16 protein-coding genes are annotated in these 15,712 nt (G+C 71.5%); 10 read left to right on the top strand and 6 right to left on the bottom strand.

What is annotated here, in order from left to right; translation table 11 throughout:
• Nucleotides 1-149: 149 nt before the first annotated feature.
• The gene (locus L0P92_RS32630) at nucleotides 150-800 is read right to left on the bottom strand and encodes a TetR/AcrR family transcriptional regulator (protein ID WP_234766669.1); all 651 of its coding nucleotides are present in this window, start codon (nucleotides 798-800) and stop codon (nucleotides 150-152) included.
• A 284-nt stretch (nucleotides 801-1,084) separates the two neighbouring features.
• Between L0P92_RS32630 and L0P92_RS32625 the strand changes: the two genes are divergently transcribed.
• The 4 genes from L0P92_RS32625 (at nucleotide 1,085) to L0P92_RS32610 (ending at nucleotide 4,957) form a co-directional block, all read left to right on the top strand.
• Entirely contained in the window at nucleotides 1,085-1,771 is a 687-nt protein-coding gene (locus L0P92_RS32625; protein ID WP_234766668.1) for a response regulator transcription factor, read from the top strand.
• A gap of 74 nt (nucleotides 1,772-1,845) precedes the next feature.
• Entirely contained in the window at nucleotides 1,846-2,826 is a 981-nt protein-coding gene (locus L0P92_RS32620) for an ATP-dependent DNA ligase (RefSeq protein WP_234766667.1), read from the top strand.
• Nucleotides 2,827-2,999: 173 nt separating this feature from the next.
• Nucleotides 3,000-3,776 (top strand): NPP1 family protein, encoded by a 777-nt coding sequence (locus L0P92_RS32615; protein ID WP_234766666.1) that lies wholly within the window; start codon nucleotides 3,000-3,002, stop codon nucleotides 3,774-3,776.
• A gap of 101 nt (nucleotides 3,777-3,877) precedes the next feature.
• Complete coding sequence (locus tag L0P92_RS32610) at nucleotides 3,878-4,957, top strand: questin oxidase family protein (protein ID WP_234766665.1); 1,080 nt, start codon at nucleotides 3,878-3,880, stop codon at nucleotides 4,955-4,957.
• On the opposite strand, the gene L0P92_RS32605 is transcribed toward L0P92_RS32610, so the two are convergent.
• Nucleotides 4,938-5,951: an ArsR/SmtB family transcription factor gene (locus tag L0P92_RS32605; RefSeq protein WP_234766664.1), complete on the bottom strand. Its 1,014-nt coding sequence runs from the start codon at nucleotides 5,949-5,951 to the stop codon at nucleotides 4,938-4,940. The two genes, L0P92_RS32610 and L0P92_RS32605, sit on opposite strands and share 20 nt — an antisense overlap.
• Nucleotides 5,952-6,095: 144 nt before the next feature.
• Here L0P92_RS32605 and L0P92_RS32600 point away from each other — a divergent pair, with 144 nt between their 5' ends.
• Nucleotides 6,096-7,313, top strand: a complete 1,218-nt coding sequence (locus tag L0P92_RS32600) for an MFS transporter (RefSeq protein ID WP_234766663.1) — start codon at nucleotides 6,096-6,098, stop codon at nucleotides 7,311-7,313.
• A 17-nt stretch (nucleotides 7,314-7,330) separates the two neighbouring features.
• Nucleotides 7,331-8,266 carry a hydroxymethylbilane synthase gene (gene hemC, locus L0P92_RS32595; RefSeq protein WP_234766662.1) on the top strand — a complete coding sequence of 312 codons (936 nt, stop codon included), beginning with the start codon at nucleotides 7,331-7,333 and terminating at the stop codon, nucleotides 8,264-8,266.
• A 50-nt stretch (nucleotides 8,267-8,316) separates the two neighbouring features.
• Here the strand turns inward: hemC and L0P92_RS32590 are convergent, their stop codons facing one another.
• The gene (locus L0P92_RS32590; protein WP_234766661.1) at nucleotides 8,317-8,838 is read right to left on the bottom strand and encodes a hypothetical protein; all 522 of its coding nucleotides are present in this window, start codon (nucleotides 8,836-8,838) and stop codon (nucleotides 8,317-8,319) included.
• Between the two features lie 467 nt (nucleotides 8,839-9,305).
• Here L0P92_RS32590 and L0P92_RS32585 point away from each other — a divergent pair, with 467 nt between their 5' ends.
• Nucleotides 9,306-10,094, top strand: coding sequence for an RNA polymerase sigma factor SigF (locus tag L0P92_RS32585; RefSeq protein ID WP_234766660.1), 789 nt, complete (start codon nucleotides 9,306-9,308; stop codon nucleotides 10,092-10,094).
• 34 nt (nucleotides 10,095-10,128) lie between these two features.
• Here the strand turns inward: L0P92_RS32585 and L0P92_RS32580 are convergent, their stop codons facing one another.
• The gene (locus L0P92_RS32580; RefSeq protein WP_234766659.1) at nucleotides 10,129-10,461 is read right to left on the bottom strand and encodes an ANTAR domain-containing protein; all 333 of its coding nucleotides are present in this window, start codon (nucleotides 10,459-10,461) and stop codon (nucleotides 10,129-10,131) included.
• A gap of 173 nt (nucleotides 10,462-10,634) precedes the next feature.
• Here L0P92_RS32580 and L0P92_RS32575 point away from each other — a divergent pair, with 173 nt between their 5' ends.
• Nucleotides 10,635-11,438, top strand: coding sequence for a VOC family protein (locus L0P92_RS32575; RefSeq protein WP_217213074.1), 804 nt, complete (start codon nucleotides 10,635-10,637; stop codon nucleotides 11,436-11,438).
• 82 nt (nucleotides 11,439-11,520) lie between these two features.
• On the opposite strand, the gene glgX is transcribed toward L0P92_RS32575, so the two are convergent.
• Both glgX and L0P92_RS32565 read right to left on the bottom strand, forming a co-directional pair.
• Complete coding sequence (glgX, locus tag L0P92_RS32570) at nucleotides 11,521-13,665, bottom strand: glycogen debranching protein GlgX (protein ID WP_234766658.1); 2,145 nt, start codon at nucleotides 13,663-13,665, stop codon at nucleotides 11,521-11,523.
• Nucleotides 13,662-14,174 carry a pep a2 gene (locus L0P92_RS32565; protein WP_234766657.1) on the bottom strand — a complete coding sequence of 171 codons (513 nt, stop codon included), beginning with the start codon at nucleotides 14,172-14,174 and terminating at the stop codon, nucleotides 13,662-13,664. The genes glgX and L0P92_RS32565 overlap by 4 nt, the downstream gene beginning before the upstream one ends.
• A gap of 295 nt (nucleotides 14,175-14,469) precedes the next feature.
• Between L0P92_RS32565 and L0P92_RS32560 the strand changes: the two genes are divergently transcribed.
• Together L0P92_RS32560 and L0P92_RS32555 are read left to right on the top strand one after the other, a co-directional pair.
• A complete protein-coding gene (locus L0P92_RS32560; protein ID WP_234766656.1) occupies nucleotides 14,470-14,775 on the top strand; it encodes a DUF5133 domain-containing protein in 306 nt (101 codons plus the stop codon).
• Between the two features lie 71 nt (nucleotides 14,776-14,846).
• A partial coding sequence (locus L0P92_RS32555) for a maltotransferase domain-containing protein (RefSeq protein WP_234766655.1) occupies nucleotides 14,847-15,712 on the top strand: 866 nt, incomplete at its 3' end.

The following is a 15,712-nucleotide window of genomic DNA, read 5'->3' as shown; positions in this document are numbered from 1 at the left end:
GCCTCAGCGGCACCGGCGTCGAGGCCCTGACACGGCTCGGGCGGGAGTCGCTGTCACGGTCGTACTCCTCGTGTGGGGTGTCGTGCCGGGGGTGTCGTGCGGGGGGCGCGTGCGGGGGTCTTGCTCGGGGCGTGTTCGCCGCGGCGATGTCAGCGGCCCGGTGTGACCGGGGCCAGCCACATGCCGACGACGGCGTCGGCGAGGCCCGTGGCGGCGTCGTCCCAGGTGGACCGTGGGGTGGGGGTGTGCTCGGCGAGGGCGCGTTCGCGCTCGGCGGCCACGTGGACGATCAGGTGGCGGACCATCTCACCGCGTTCGGTGCTCACCTCGGGCGGGAGGTCGGGCAGACATCGCTTCAGGCCCTCGATGATCGTCTGGAGGGACGGGGAGGTGAGAGCCTCCTCGACCATGATCCGGTGCAGTGCCGGATCGGAGACGACCTGGGCGCAGAACCTGGCGTACCAGGTGGGGCTGCCGAGCGCCGCGAGGTGTTCGAGGACCGGGCGGACCAGGCAGTCCACCCAGCCGCGCACGTCGTCGGGGTCGGTCAGGTCGGCGAGCTGGCGGGCGCGGAGGTCCTCGATGCGTGTGGCGTGCTTGCGGACGATGGCGCGGACCAGGTCGGCCTTGGTGCCGAAGTGGTAGCCGACCGCGGTGTTGTTGCCCTGGCCTGCGGCCTCGCTGACCTGACGGTTGGAGACCGGATGGACGCCGTGTTCGGCGAAGAGCCGCTCGGCCGCGGTCAGGAGCAGTTCCCGGGTCGCGTTGACCTGGTCCTCGCGCAGCGTCCCGCCTGCCATGATCACCACCGTGTCGGGACTTCGCGGAACACCGCGAAGGGCAGTCCCTGGAGCCGTCCGCGGTTTCACAGACCTACAATCTAAATCAATTGATTGAAGGAGCGGTGAGCGGCGAACGCATTCCAGCGCCCGGCTCGGGCCGTCCTGCTCCGGGATGACATCACCCGCGGCGCGTACTGCGTCGCGAGTACCCGCGATCTTCGGCGGACGTACGACGACGTCGGGGGGCTGACCAGGCATGCTGAGGGCCGTCCCATGTTTCGGAACCGGAAGAAACGCCAGCCATGACCATCCGCGTACTGCTCGCCGACGACCAGGCCCTGTTGCGGGCCACCTTCCGGATCCTGATCGACTCGTGCCCGGACATGGAGGTGGTCGGGGAGGCCACCGACGGTACGGAGGCCGTGGAGCTCGCCCGGGCCCACCGTCCCGACCTGGTGTTGATGGACATCCGTATGCCAGGGGCCGACGGGCTGGCCGCGACGTCCGCGATCTGCGCCGACCCGGATCTCACGGCCGTACGGGTGCTGATCCTCACGACCTTCGAGATCGACGAGTACGTGGCGCAGGCGCTGCGGGCCGGGGCGAGCGGCTTCCTCGGCAAGGACGTCACGGCGGACGTGCTGCTGGACGGGATCCGGACCGTGGCCGCCGGTGACTCGCTGCTCTCCCCCACCGCCGCCCGCACCCTCATCACCCGGTTCCTGGCCTCCCCCGCCGAGAGCTCCCAGTCCTCGGCGCCGGAGCACCTCGCCGCCCTCACCGCGCGCGAGCGGGAGGTCATGGCCTGGGTGGCCGAGGGGCACTCCAACGAGGAGATCGCCGAGAAGCTGTTCGTCAGCCCGCTCACCGTGCGGACCCACGTGCACCGCGCCATGACGAAGCTGGGCGCCCGCGACCGTGCCCAACTCGTCGTGATGGCCTATCAGTCGGGGCTGGTACGGGCCGTACCGCCGCACGAGGGCAACTGAGGTCCGGGCCGCCGTTCAGGGGAAAACGGCGGCCGGGGTGCGTGGCGGCGGGCCGGGGCGTCGACAACTGACCCGTGAGCCTGCCGCTGATCCCTCCGATGCTCGCCACGCCGGGAACGCTGCCGCCCACGGCGCAGGACGCGCGCTGGGCGTACGAGACCAAGCAGGACGGCCAGCGCGCGGTGGTCTACCTCGAAGGGGACGGCACCCTGCTGCTGCGGGCCCGTTCCGGTGAGGACATCACGCCCGCCTATCCCGAACTGCGCCCGCTCGGCGACGCGCTCGGCTCCACGCCCGCCGTCCTGGACGGGGAGATCCTGGCGCTGGACGACGAGGGGCGCGCCGACTTCCAGTTACTCCAGTCGCGGATGGGGCTGGCGCACGCCCCCGCGCGGGCCGCCCGGATGGCGGCCCGGACGCCCGTGCACCTGGTGCTCTTCGACGTACTGCACCTGGCCGGCAGCTCCCTCCTCAAGACCCCGTACGCCCGGCGGCGCGGGCGGCTGGAGGAACTGGGCCTGGGCGGGCCGTTCTGGTCGACGCCGGCCGCGCTGGTCGGACACGGCGCCGAGGCGCTGCGGGCCACCCGTGAGCACGGGCTGGAGGGGCTGGTGTGCAAGCGGCTGGACTCGGTGTACGAGCCCGGGGTGCGCTCGCGTGCCTGGATCAAGATCCGGAACATGCTCAGTGAGGACGTGGTCGTCGGCGGCTGGCTGCCCGGCAAGGGACGGCTCACCGGCCTGCCGGGCGCCCTCCTGGTCGGGCAGTACACGGCCGGGCGGCGGCTGCGCTACGTCGGCGGCGTGGGCACCGGCTGGAGCGCGGCCGAACGGACGCAGCTGGCCGAGCTGTTGCGGGCCTGCGCGAGCGACGTGTGCCCCTTCGATCCCGTACCCCAGGTCGCGGGCGCGCGCTGGGTGCTGCCCCGGCTGGTCGGCGAGGTGCGCTACAGCGTCCGCACCCGCTCCGGCCTGCTGCGCCAGCCGTCCTGGCTGCGCCTGAGGCCCGACCTCGCACCGGAGGACTCGGCGGCCTTCCTCCCCGACGACAGCTGACCCGCGGGTCCGGGCCCGTACACAGGTCGAGCGGCAACTGTTGCCTTTCCCTTCACCTTTGATACGCCCATTGATACGCCCGGGGCTCTTGGCGCGTAAGTGAAAACCGGGGATCCTGAACTGCCTTTCCCCCCCACAGCCGTTGGGCTGCGCCCGGACCCCGAGGAGACGCAGTGTCGTCAGAGAAGTTCCGCACGCACCGCAGGAGATGGCTCACCGGGCTGACCGGTGCCGCCGCACTCGTCATAGCCTTCCCCAGCGTCGCCTTCGCCGCCCCGCCCGGAGCGCTCCCCGCCAACGCCGAGGCCGCCGAGAAGACATACCAGCCCGCCTTCGACTACGACACCGACGGCTGCTACTCCACTCCGGCCATCGGCCCGGACGGAACCGTCAACGGCGGCCTGAACCCGACCGGTTCGCTCAGCGGCGACTGCCGGGACGCCTCGGACCTCGACAACACCAACGGCTACTCCCGCTACAAGTGCAACAACGGCTGGTGCGCCTATATGTACGGCCTGTACTTCGAGAAGGACCAGGCGGTCGCGGGCAGCAGCATCGGCGGGCACCGGCACGACTGGGAGCACGTCGTGGTGTGGGTGCAGAACAACGCGGTGCAGTACGTCTCGACGTCCAACCACGGCTCGTTCACGATCAGCCCCGCGTCCTCGGTGCGGTTCGACGGCACCCACGCGAAGATCGTGTACCACAAGGACGGCATCTCGACGCACTGCTTCCGCCTCGCGGGCTCGAACGACGAGCCGCCGGAGAACCACAAGGGCACCTGGCAGTACCCGCCGCTGGTCGGCTGGAACGGCTACCCGGCGGGCGTACGCGACAAGCTGGTGGCGTACAACTTCGGCAGCGCCAACTTCGGCCTGAAGGACGGCAACTTCACGAACCACCTGGCGTCGGCCAAGCCGTCCGGCATCGCGTTCGACCCGAACGCCTGACCTGGCGACACCATCGGGCGCGGGTCCTAGGACCCGGGCACCCGCGGTCTCCGTCCCGCGCCCGATCCCGGTCCGCCGACCGGGCGCATAGCGTCACGCTCATGGACACGAGGGACACGAACGATTCGAGCAGTTCAAGCAATTCGAGCAATACGAACGACGGGGGCGGCAGAGGGGACACGAGCGGTCGGTTCGAGGAAGCCCTGGACCGTCTGCACGGCTGCGGCCCGGAACGCGGGGGCTGGCTCTCGAACCACGCCCCCATGGTCGTGGAGGCGCTCGCCGCGCACGGTCAGGCGGAGCGGCTGCACCACTGGCTGGATCTCTACCAGGACAATCTGGAGGACTTCCCCGATCGAGTGGCCCCCGTCACCGACGACAACTGGGCCTCGGCACTGGGCGATCCGCGCCGCATAGCGGACTGGACCGACCATTTCACCCGCGCCCTCGCCGAACGCCCCTGGCGGGACGTCCTCGCCGAGTGGTGGCCGCGTCTGCTGCCCGGTCTGGTCGGCGGCGCCACGCACACCGTCATCCGGGTCGGCCACGCCGTCCGTGCCGTCGAGGCCGACGAGAACGCCCCTCGGCTCACCGAACTCGCGCACGCGCTCGGCTACTGGGCAGCCCGGCACCAACCCGTCACCGGCCTCACCGCGCTGCCAGGCGCCCGCACGGCCGACGAGTCCCTGGACGCCGTCCCCGCGATCGAGCCGGGGCACCTGGGCTTCCGCGACCGACTGGCAGCCCTGCGCCGGCTCCCCGTATGGGCCGACGACGTCACCGACCCGGACACCGCGCGGGACCGCCTCACCGAACTCGTCCGTGCCGCGACCCACCGCTACGCCACCCACGGCCACGGCGAGCCGACCATGCTGGTGCACGCGGCGACCGCCCCCAACGCCGTGCTGCGCACGCTCGACGCGCTCCCGCGCGAGCTGTGGGCACCGAGCCTGCGGGCGGCGTGGACGGCGTCGGCGGCCGTCACCGCGCTGTACGGCCCCGTTGACCCGGTCGCCTGGACACCCCCGGCGCGGCTCGCGCCGCAGGAGGTCATGGAGCGTGCCCTCGCCCACGGCGACGAGCACGTCATCAAGCTCGCCGACACCGCCCTGGACGTCGGTGACGAGCGCGCTCTGGCGGCGGCGCTGCGGGCGGTCGAGATCAGCGAGCCGCTGGTGTGACGTCGCCGTCCGCTTCGACGAGGGTGTCGCCGAGGGCCGTTCGCCCGTACAGCACGTAGTGGCCCTGCCGCCGGGACTCCAGCAGGCCCGCCTCCCGCAGGACCGACAGATGGGCCGACACGGTCGAAGGGGCCAGGCCGTGGCGTCGGGCGAGATCCGTGGTCGAGGAGGGTACGGCGAGTCCGGCGAGGACGGCGGCACGCTGGTGGCCGAGCAGCCGGGCGAGCGCCTGCGGCGGACGCGGCACCGGAGCGGTGTACAGGCGGCCCATGCCCCGGGCGGGGTAGATCACGGTCGGCTGCCAGGGCCGGGCGAAGCCGCTGACCACGTCCGGCCACACGAACACGCTCGGCATCAGCAACACGCCCCTGCCGTCGGGGCGTTGGGCGTCGGCGAGGTCGCGGTACTCGCGCAGGGTGAGGGTGTGCCCGGCCCAGTCGACCGCCGGGTGCAGGCCGGTGAGCAGCGCGTCGAGACCGGCGTCCGCCGCCCGGCGTGAGCGGTGGGCGATGTCCGCCTCCAGGACGGCGCGGTGGCGGGGCCAGTCGGGGGCGAGCAGGGCGTGCCAGGCCAGTTCGGTGAGGTCGGCGAGGCGCCGGACGGTGGCCGCCGGGTCGTCGAGCGCGGCCCGGCCCTCGGGCGACTCGGCGAGTCCGGGGGTGCAGGCGAGCGAGCGGGTCATCTCCGCGTGGGCCAGCACGGGGTCGGTCGCGCGCATCCGCGCCAGTTCGTCCTCGATGGTGGGGTACGGCTCCTGCGGCGGCGCGCCGAGGAAGTCCGGGGTGTAGCCGCCGGCGGGCGGCACGAACAGCCACAGCGGGGCCAGGTCGAGTCCGGCGACCGTACGGCGCATGCGGCGCAACCAGGGCCGGTGATAGCCGTGCCGGGCCGGCCGGCGCAGCATGCGCAGCGCCTCGTGGGTCTGGCACAGCGGCGAGATCGCGAACCGGCAGCGCGTGAGGTCGTCGGTGCCCAGGTGCAGGGCGAGCGGCATGGCGACCCCCGAGGTGAGCGGCGTTCTTCGTCCCGGACCGAGGATTCGTCCTGGACCGAGGATTCGTCCTGGACCGAAAGAGTAGATCGGCCGGCCGCGGCCCCGCACGCTTGCCCCGACTCCCCCTCTCGGAAAGGCGGTTGGATGGGCAGCGTAGGTCCGGCACGTCCCGCACCCTGGCAGCGCGCCGTCGTCGTCGCGGCGCTGATGCTGGCGGCGTTCACCTTCAACACCACCGAGAACCTGCCGGTCGGCCTGCTCGCCCTCATGGCGGACGACCTGCGGGTCTCGCTGACCGCCGTGGGCGCCCTGGTCACCGGGTACGGCCTGACCGTGGCCGTCGTGTCACTGCCGCTCGCCCATCTCACCCGGTCGGTGCCGCGCCGCTATCTGCTCGCCGGGCTGCTGGGGCTGCTCGCTGTGGGCAGCTGGGTGTCGGCGCTGGGCGGGGTGTCGTACGGGGTGTTGCTGGCGGCGCGGGTGGTCACGGCGTTGGCGCAGGCGTCGTTCTGGGCGGTGATGGGGCCGGTCGCGGTCGGTCTGTTCCCGCCCGAGCGGCGAGGGCGGATCATCGGGCTGCTGTCCGTCGGCGGTTCCCTGGCCACGGTGGCCGGCGTTCCGGCCGGGACCTGGCTCGGCGGGCACGCGGGCTGGCGGATGCCGTTCGCTCTACTGGGCGTACTGGCTCTCGTCTCGCTGGTGACGATCGGCGCCCTGCTGCCCACGTCCCGTCCGGAGGACGGCCATTCGGCGTACGGCGCGACCCCGGACCGGCGCGGGTTCCTCGTCGTGCTCGCCGTCACCGCCCTGTCGGTGACCGGTGCCTTCGCCGGGTTCACGTATGTCGTCGCCTTCCTCGACGAGGTGAGCGGCATCGGGGCGGACGCCGTGAGCGCCGTGCTGCTGGCGTTCGGCGGGGCCGCGCTGGCCGGGGTCACGGTGGCCGGGCCGCTCCTGGACCGCTTTCCGCGTGCCACGCTGACCGTGCCGGTGGCGGCCCAGGCGGTGGCGTTGCTCGGCCTCTACGCGGTGGGGCATGTCCCGGCGGCGGCCGTGGTGCTGGTCATGCTGCTCGGCGCGTCGGTCTCGACCGCCTTCATGGCGACGCAGACCCGGGTGCTCCGGGTGGCGCCGGGCCGTACGGAGACCGCGCTGGCGGCCAACTCGGCCGCGTACAACGTGGGGATCGCCGTCGGTGCGCTGCTCGGGGGCGTGTTGCTGCCCTTGGTGGGGGTGCGGGGGACGTTTCTGGTCGGGGGGTTGCTCACGGCGGGGGCGCTGGTGGTGCTGACGTGGCCCGTGCGGGCGGGCTTCGAGGGCGGGGCGGGAATCGGGAGGTACCGTGCGGGCGCGGGGCTGTGACGGTCTATCGTGGCCGCATGTCCGTGCCTGAACTGATCCGTATCGTCTCCCGCGACTCGCCCATGGCGCTCGCCCAAGTGGAGCGTGTCCGCGCCGAGTTGGCGGCCTTGCATCCCGGTGTGCGTACCGAGGTCGTGCCGGTGAAGACGACCGGTGACAAGTGGATGGGCGATCTGTCCCAGGTCGAGGGCAAGGGGGCGTTCACCAAGGAGGTGGACGCCGCGCTGCTGGCGGGCGAGGCCGATCTCGCCGTGCACTGCGTGAAGGACATTCCCGCCGACCGTCCGCTGCCCGCGGGGACGACGTTCGCCGCGTTCCTCAAGCGCGACGACATCCGGGACGCCCTGATCCATCCCGGCGGTCTGACGCTGGACGAGCTGCCGGCCGGGACCCGGATCGGCACCTCCTCGGTACGCCGGGTCGCCCAGCTGGCCGCCACCCATCCGCACCTTCAGTGCGTGCCGTTCCGCGGCAACGCCAACCGGCGGCTGCAGAAGCTCGCGGCCGGTGAGGCGGACGCGCTGCTGCTGGCGGTGGCCGGCCTGGAGCGCATCGGCCGCCCGGACGTGATCAGCGAGGTCCTCTCCCCCGAGGTGATGATGCCGCCGATCGGCGCGGGCATCCTCGCCCTGCAGTGCCGCGAGGGCGACAGCGAGCTGATCGACGCGGTCAGCGGCCTCGGCGACCCGGACACCTACCGGGAGGCCACCGCCGAGCGCATGTTCCTGCACGTCCTCCAGGGGCACTGCAACAGCCCGATCGCCGGGTACGCGCGCGTGGACCGCAGCGGCGAGCTGTCCCTGCAGGCGTGTGTGTTCACCCCGGACGGCAAGACGCGGCTCAACGCCCACGAGTGGGCGGGCCGTCTCGACCCGGCGACCCTGGGTACGTCGGTGGCGGTCGCGCTGCTGCGTCAGGGCGCCCGGGAGATCATCGACGGCATCCCCCACTGAGACAGCGGGGCGCGACGTCGGAACGGAGATACCGGCCGAAGGGCGGTCGCTCAGGCGGTGCCCTCTTCGGCCTGGTCCCGCAGGAAGTTGCTCACCTGGAGCGCGAGGCCGTCCCGCAGGGTGGTGGCGTGGGTGCCCACGGAGGGCTCCTGGAGACCGAGGCCGCCGGTCCACAGCCGGCGGTCGGTCCACTCCTCCTCGACGCGCAGCTGGATCTGGACGTCGACCTGGCTCAGGCTCGCCTCCGGGCCTGCCGCGTACATGACGGCGGTGGCGCGGCGCAGCGGGTAGACGTCGAAGCCCTCGATGAACTGCGAGTTGCGCCAGTCGATGAACGCCGCCTCGCCGTCGCGGCCGATCCGGACGTCGATCTGGCCGTCCTCCAGATGGACGCCGAGGTGCCGCTGGCCGCGGTTCTCGACGGTGACCCGGACCCGGAAGTACGTCAGCCCCTCGGCGGCCTCGTCCCGTCCGCGCGGCGGCTCGGCGGCTTCCAGACGGTGGACGCGGACACGCAGACCGGCATGCTCGTCGTACTCGCGCCAGTCCCCGACCACGTTCGGCTCGTACACAATCCACCTCTCGACCCAGAGGCCTGCTTCCTATCTTTGCGCTGAGCGCACTGTCAAATGAGCAGAATGCGCTGTGGCCAGCCCATTCGCCCCCTTGATCACCGATCAAGCCGTGGGCAGGAAGAATCCGCTTACTGGTGTGCACACCGGATTCAGCTACGTGCCGCACATCACGTTCCGCGGCAAGATCAGCGAGCCGGCCGGCCCAGCGGCGAGGAGGTCGCACAGGAGGTCGGCGCGCCGGGGCCGTCTCGCGGAACGCCGAGTCACACCCCCGTCACACGTAGTCGCATTCGTGAATTTTGTTTCGGATACGGCTTACAGGGGAATTGAGTCATATGTGCTTCGGACAGGAGGCACGTCCGTGGGAGCCGCTGGGCCGAGCCCCGGAGGTGTCTCCGTGTGGTCCGAGTCCGCGCCTTCCACGGTGTCTGTCCACCCGGCACCCGCTGAGGAGGTGCGCACGCATGAGTGCCACCACCAGAACGAAGCACTCCCACGACGACGCCCCGGACACCGCCGAAGCCTTCGACCGGCTGGTGGGGCTCTCCGAGGGGCCGGAGCGCAAGGCCCTCAAGGACGAACTGATCCAGGCCTGGCTGCCCATGGCCGAGCGGATCGCCGTCCGGTTCAAGGGCCGTGGCGAGTCCCTCGAGGACCTGTACCAGGTCGCCGCCCTGGGGCTGGTGAAGGCCGTCGACCACTACGACCCGGCCCGCGGCCATGCCTTCGAGGCGTACGCGGTGCCGACCATCACCGGTGAGATCAAGCGGCACTTCCGCGACCACATGTGGACGCTGCACGTGCCGCGCCGGGTCCAGGACCTGCGCAACCGGGTGCGCAGCTCGGCGAAGGAGCTGTCGCAGCTGACCCCGGGGCGCGCACCCACCGTTGCGGAGATCGCCGACCACGCGCATCTGAGCGAGGCGGAGGTCCTGACCGGGATGGAAGCCCTCGACTGCTTCTCCACACTGTCGTTGGAGGCGGAGATGCCCGGCACCGACGGCTATGCGCTGGGGGACGCGATCGGCGGCCCGGATCCGGCGTACGACGTGGTCGTCGACCGCGTCACCGTCAAACCGTGTCTGCAAAGGCTCCCGGAGCGCGAGCGGACCATCCTCTACCTCCGCTTCTTCGGCGGGATGACCCAGAGCCGGATCGCGCAGCAGCTCGGCATCTCGCAGATGCATGTCTCCCGGCTGCTGAGCGGGTGCTTCGCGCACCTGCGGGAGGAGATGCTCGCCGAGGTCCACTGACTCACTCCTGGGCCGGATGACTCACTCCTGTGACTCACTCCTGGGCCGAACCCGGAATCTGCGTCGGACCGTGACGTTCCAGGACGTCTTCGAGTTCGACGCGGATCTCGGGCGGCATCTCCCCGTCCCGGCCCCAGTCGAGGATCAGCTGCGCCACCCGGCGGAGCTTGATGTTCGTGTGCTGGGAGACGTCCTTCAGCACGGCCCACCCCTGGTCGGGTGACACCCGGCCGAGTGCCACGACCATCCCGATCGCCTGGTCCACGACGGCGTGCGAGACCACCGCCTCCCTGAGCTGCTCGACCTCCTCCTCGAGTTCGAGGATCCGGTCGCTCCCGTCGGCGCCTTCGTGGGGTACGTGTGCCACGCCTCCATCCTCGTCGCTCCGACGGCGGTGTGCCAGTGAAGGAGCGGACGGCGCGGACCTGGACCGTTTCGGCGCCACGCCGGGGGTACTCGACAGGCCCCGGAGCGGATCCGGCTGGACACTGGGACAAGGCCGGTGGCCGGCCGGTCGGGCGAGACCAGGACACGACTGCCATGAATCACGATGCGAGAACCCCCCGGAGCACGGCCGAGGTCGTGTCCACACACTCCGTGTTCGGCGCACCCTGCTGGGTGAGCCTGACCAGCCGCGATCTGGAAGCCACGCAGGAGTTCTACACGGCGGTGCTGGGCTGGCGCTGGCGGCCGGCCAAGCTCGGCGACCGGTTCCGGATCGCGCTGGCGCAGAGCGTGCCGGTGGCCGGGATCGGGGCGGTCGCCTCGATGTGGCAGATGGCGGTGGCCTGGACTCCCTACTTCGCCGTGCCCAGCGCCGACGAGGCCGTGGCGCGGGTCCAGGAGCGCGGCGGTACGGCGGCGGTCGGGCCGCTCTCGCTGCCGCCCGGGCGGGCGGCGCTGCTGGCCGACCGGGACGGGGCGACCTTCGGGGTGTGGGAGGGCGAGCTCATCTCCAACTGGGAGACCTGGCGGCGGGCCGCGCCGACGTTCATCCGGCTGCACACGCGGGACGCCTTCGACGCCGCGATGTTCTACGGCGAGGTGCTCGACTGGGCGACCGAGCGGCCGGGGTGCTGCGAGGTGCGGTACGAGGGGGGTGAGGTGGTGCTGCGCAGCGGGGGTGATGTGGTGGCGCGGATCGAGTCGGGGGCGTTGGAGGCTGCGCCGGACCCGACCATTCGGCCGCACTGGCAGGTGCATTTCGCTGTCGCGGACGTGGCGGGGTGTGCTCGGGCGGCGGAGTTGCATGGGGGGAGTGTGTTGTCGAAGGGGAGTGACGAGGCTGTGTTGCGGGATCCTGATGGGGCGCAGTTCACGGTGACGTCGCGGCGGGGGCGGTAGGGGTGCGACTACGGGGGTGCCGCGGCAGGTTGTACGTCGTCTGCGGCAGGTTTGTGGTTGATCGCGCAGTTCCCCGCGCCCCTTAGGTGCGCTGTCGTGAGGGTCTCGACAGGAGCAGTAGGCTGCGGCGTTCCACCAGGACCGCGGTATTCGCCTTGTACTCGGATTCGTCCGGGGGGCCTTGCGGCTCGGCGGTATCGATCAAGGGGGTCCAGCGGTCGCCGAACTTGGCGTTCGGCAGAACGAACTCCATGGGCTCCCAGTAGGCGTTGAGCAGGAGCAGGAAGGAGTCGTCCACCAGGGGCTGCCCGCAGGAGTCGCGTTCGGCGATGGCGTCGCCGTTGAGGAAGGCGGCCACGGAGTGGGCGTCGGGGTTCCGCCAGTCCTCGTCGGTCATCTCGCGGCCGTCGGGCAGGAGCCAGACCAGGTCGGGCAGGGGCTGGTCGGGGTGGGTCGGGGTCTCGCCCTGGAAGAAGCGACGGCGGCGCAGGACGGGGTGAGCAGCGCGCAGCCCGATGACGTGGCGGGTGAAGTCGGCGAGTGCGCGCTGCTCGTCTGTGAGTCTCCAGTCGATCCAGGAGACGTCGTTGTCCTGGCAGTAGGCGTTGTTGTTGCCGCGCTGGGTGCGGCCGAGTTCGTCGCCGTGGCCGAGCATGGGGATGCCCTGCGACAGCAGGAGTGTGGCCAGGAAGTTGCGCTGCTGACGGGCGCGCAGCGCGAGGACGGCCGGGTCGCGGGTGTCGCCCTCGGCGCCGCAGTTCCAGGACCGGTTGTGGCTCTCGCCGTCCCGGTTGTTCTCCCCGTTGGCCTCGTTGTGCTTGTCGTTGTACGAGACGAGGTCGCGCAGGGTGAAACCGTCGTGCGCGGTGACGAAGTTGACGCTGGCGCGCGGGCGGCGCCGGCTGTGGGCGTACAGGTCGGAGGAGCCGGTCAGCCGGGAGGCGAACTCACCGAGCGAACCGGGCTCGCCGCGCCAGAAGTCGCGTACGGCGTCCCGGTACTTGCCGTTCCACTCCGACCACAGCGGCGGGAAGTTGCCCACCTGGTAGCCGCCCTCGCCGACGTCCCACGGCTCGGCGATCAACTTGACACGACTGATCACCGGGTCCTGCTGGATCAGGTCGAAGAACGCCGAGAGCCGGTCCACCTCGTGGAACTGGCGGGCGAGGGTGGCCGCGAGGTCGAATCGGAAGCCGTCGACGTGCATCTCGGTGACCCAGTAGCGCAGCGAGTCCATGATCAGCTGGAGGACGTAGGGGTGGCGCATCAGCAGGCTGTTGCCGGTGCCGGTGGTGTCGTAGTAGTGCGCCCAGTCGCCGTCGACCAGGCGGTAGTACGAGGCGTTGTCGATACCGCGGAAGGAGAGGGTCGGGCCGCGTTCGTTGCCCTCGGCGGTGTGGTTGTAGACGACGTCGAGGATCACTTCGAGGCCGGCCGCGTGCAGCGCCTTCACCATCGACTTGAACTCGTTGACCTGCTGACCGCGGGTGCCGTGGGCGGCGTAGGCGTTGTGCGGCGCGAAGAAGCCGATCGTGTTGTAGCCCCAGTAGTTGGACAGGCCCCGGTCGAGAAGCACACCGTCCTGGACGTACTGGTGCACCGGCATCAGCTCGACGGCCGTCACGCCGAGGGAGGTGAGGTGCTCGACGACCGCGGGGTGCGCGAGCCCGGCGTAGGTGCCGCGCAGTTCGGGCGGGACGTCGGGGTGGGTGCGGGTGAGGCCGCGGACGTGAGCCTCGTAGATCACGGTGTCGGCGTACGGCCGTCTGGGCGGGCGGTCGTCTCCCCAGTCGAAGTACGGCTCGGTGACCACGCCGAGCATGGTGTGCCCGGCGCTGTCGGCCGGGGCGGGGGCGCCCGGGGTGCGCTCGAAGAGGGAGGCGTGGTTGTCGACCTGGCCGTCGACGGCCCGGCTGTACGGGTCGAGCAGCAGCTTCGCCGGATTGCAGCGGTGGCCGAGGCCCGGGTCCCAGGGGCCGTGCACCCGGTAGCCGTAGCGCTGTCCCGGGCCGACGCCGGGCAGGTAGCCGTGCCAGACGAAGCCGTCGACCTCGGTGAGCGGAACGGTGGTGTGCCGGCCCCTGTCGTCGACGAGGACCAGTTCGACGCGTTCGGCGACCTCGCTGAACAGGGCGAAGTTGGTGCCCTGTCCGTCGAAGGCGGCTCCCAACGGATAGGGGTGCCCGCTCCACGCGAGCACCCCTTTGGTGCGCTTTCGCGCCGTCACCGAGCCTCCTCCAGGACCTCGTCCCGGGTGCCCGCGGCGTCGGCGATGGCCATGACGGGGACCGCGCGAGGCACCTGAAGCGCCTCCCGCAGGTGGGGCGAGGGCGCGGCGGGCACCAGCGGGGCGCGTTCGCCGGCGCGGGCGCGCTGCGAGAACCAGATGACCTTGCTGCCGGTCTCGGTGGCGCAGCAGCCCCAGCCGTCGCTGATCGCGGCGAGACGCTGGAGGCAGTCGCGCAGTTCGTGGTCCGGGCGCAGGGCGCGGTCGTTGTCGCCGATGGCGGTGATGAGGTGGTGCCGGTTCCACCACATCTCGATCGAGGTGTTCTTGTCCGTCGCGTGCTCGTCGATGGCCCGCAACAGCATCTCCGTGCTGTGGCAGACGGGCTCGACGAGCGTCTCCAGGTCCCAGTACCTGAGGTGAGCGGCCAGAATTCGGCTGACCTGTCCCACCCGTTCGGGGCTGACTTCCACATCGAGGTGGTAGTAGCAGGGCACTGCGGTCTTCACCGTCGTTACCTCCTCACCGCGAAAGCTCCCGCTCTCCTCGCCCCTGCGGGACGGGCCCCGATACGGAGCGTGAGCGCTGATCGCTTCTGAGTCACTCCAGGGTGGGGGCGGTACGCCATTCGTGCAACAGGAGCGCACTCCTGAGGTAGTTGAAGATCCAACAGGACGCTGCGTCGCCGAGCATGCACCATGTGTGAAGACCACGATGCCCGTAACGGAACCCGTGCGTGTGCGCGCACGGGTTTCCGCCCGACGGTCGGGAGACGGTCATCGAGCCCGGAAGGTGAACGGCGCCATGCTGCTACCGGCAAAAGCCGAGGTCGCCCGGCATCTGCGGCGATACAGGGCCTGGGAGCGCGCCATGCTCGCGGCTCCGGCCGACCTCACGGTCCGCGCCACCTTCGAGGACACCGGCTACACCCTCTGTGTGCTGATGGGAAAGCGCTGCGCACGCGAGGCCGCGAACGCCGCCGAACGCTATCTGCGCATCACTCCGGCCGCCTATCTCCGCGAACAGGACGAACGGCCCCGCACGGCGAGCATCTCCGCACGGCGGGGCCCGCCGGGAACGCGGCGGTGGAGTTTCCACGCGGGGAGGTAGCCGCCTTCCGGCACAGATTCGGATCGCCGGCCGGGCCCAGTGCCCGGCCTCGAGCACGGTGGAGGTGAACCATGGGCAGGACCAAGAGCAGGACCGGTGCCGGCACCGGGACCATCGGCCGCATCCCGGTACGGGACGTGCGGCCGGCCGTGGAGTGCGGCAGGCATCCGGCGAAGGCCGTCGCGGGAGAGACCTTCGAGGTCACCGCCACCGTGTTCCGCGAGGGCCATGACGCCGTGGCCGCCAATGTCGTGCTGACCGACCCGGACGGCCGCCCGGGCCCGTGGACACCGATGCACGAACTCGCCCCCGGCAGCGACCGCTGGGGCGCCAAGGTCACCCCGGCGACGGTGGGCCGCTGGACGTTCCATGTGGAGGCCTGGAGCGACCCGGTGGCCACCTGGCGGCACCACGCCCGGATCAAGATCCCGGCCGGGATCGACGTCGGGCTGGTCCTGGAGACGGGCGGCGAACTGTACGAGCGTGCGGCGGCCGGCGTGCCCGACGACGCGCAGCGGGCGACCGTTCAGGCCGCGGCGGACGCGCTGCGGGACGACTCGCTCCCGCCCGAGTCCCGGCTTGCTGCGGCGTTCGCCGCGAACGTCGACGCGGTGCTGGGCCGGTATCCGCTACGGGACCTGGTCACGGCGTCGGACCCGCTGCCCCTGCTCGTCGAGCGCGAGCGGGCGTTGTTCGGCTCCTGGTACGAGTTCTTCCCCCGTTCCGAGGGCACCCCGCAACAGCCCCACGGCACCTTCCGCACCGCCGCCCACCGGCTGCCCGCCATCGCCGCGATGGGCTTCGACGTCGTCTACCTCCCGCCGATCCACCCCATCGGCACCACCTTCCGCAAGGGCCCCAACAACACCCTCTCCGCCGGCCCCGACGACCCCGGCGTGCCCTGGGCGATCGGCTCCCCCGAGGGCGGCCACGACGC

Origin of the sequence: Streptomyces muensis, assembly GCF_021474425.1 — a bacterium.
GTDB lineage: Bacteria > Actinomycetota > Actinomycetes > Streptomycetales > Streptomycetaceae > Streptomyces > Streptomyces muensis.
The sequence above is the reverse complement of the archived record's forward strand: the minus strand, read 5'-3'. Positions and strand labels throughout refer to the sequence as shown.

Bases quoted from the DNA above. Each gene is read 5' to 3' on its own strand.
- L0P92_RS32630 (WP_234766669.1), bottom strand. From the start codon at position 800: ATGGCAGGCGGGACGCTGCGCGAGGACCAGGTCAACGCGACCCGGGAA.
- L0P92_RS32625 (WP_234766668.1), top strand. From the start codon at position 1,085: ATGACCATCCGCGTACTGCTCGCCGACGACCAGGCCCTGTTGCGGGCC.
- L0P92_RS32610 (WP_234766665.1), top strand. From the start codon at position 3,878: ATGGACACGAGGGACACGAACGATTCGAGCAGTTCAAGCAATTCGAGC.
- L0P92_RS32605 (WP_234766664.1), bottom strand. From the start codon at position 5,951: ATGCCGCTCGCCCTGCACCTGGGCACCGACGACCTCACGCGCTGCCGG.
- L0P92_RS32600 (WP_234766663.1), top strand. From the start codon at position 6,096: ATGGGCAGCGTAGGTCCGGCACGTCCCGCACCCTGGCAGCGCGCCGTC.
- hemC (WP_234766662.1), top strand. From the start codon at position 7,331: ATGTCCGTGCCTGAACTGATCCGTATCGTCTCCCGCGACTCGCCCATG.
- L0P92_RS32585 (WP_234766660.1), top strand. From the start codon at position 9,306: ATGAGTGCCACCACCAGAACGAAGCACTCCCACGACGACGCCCCGGAC.
- L0P92_RS32575 (WP_217213074.1), top strand. From the start codon at position 10,635: ATGAATCACGATGCGAGAACCCCCCGGAGCACGGCCGAGGTCGTGTCC.
- L0P92_RS32560 (WP_234766656.1), top strand. From the start codon at position 14,470: ATGCTGCTACCGGCAAAAGCCGAGGTCGCCCGGCATCTGCGGCGATAC.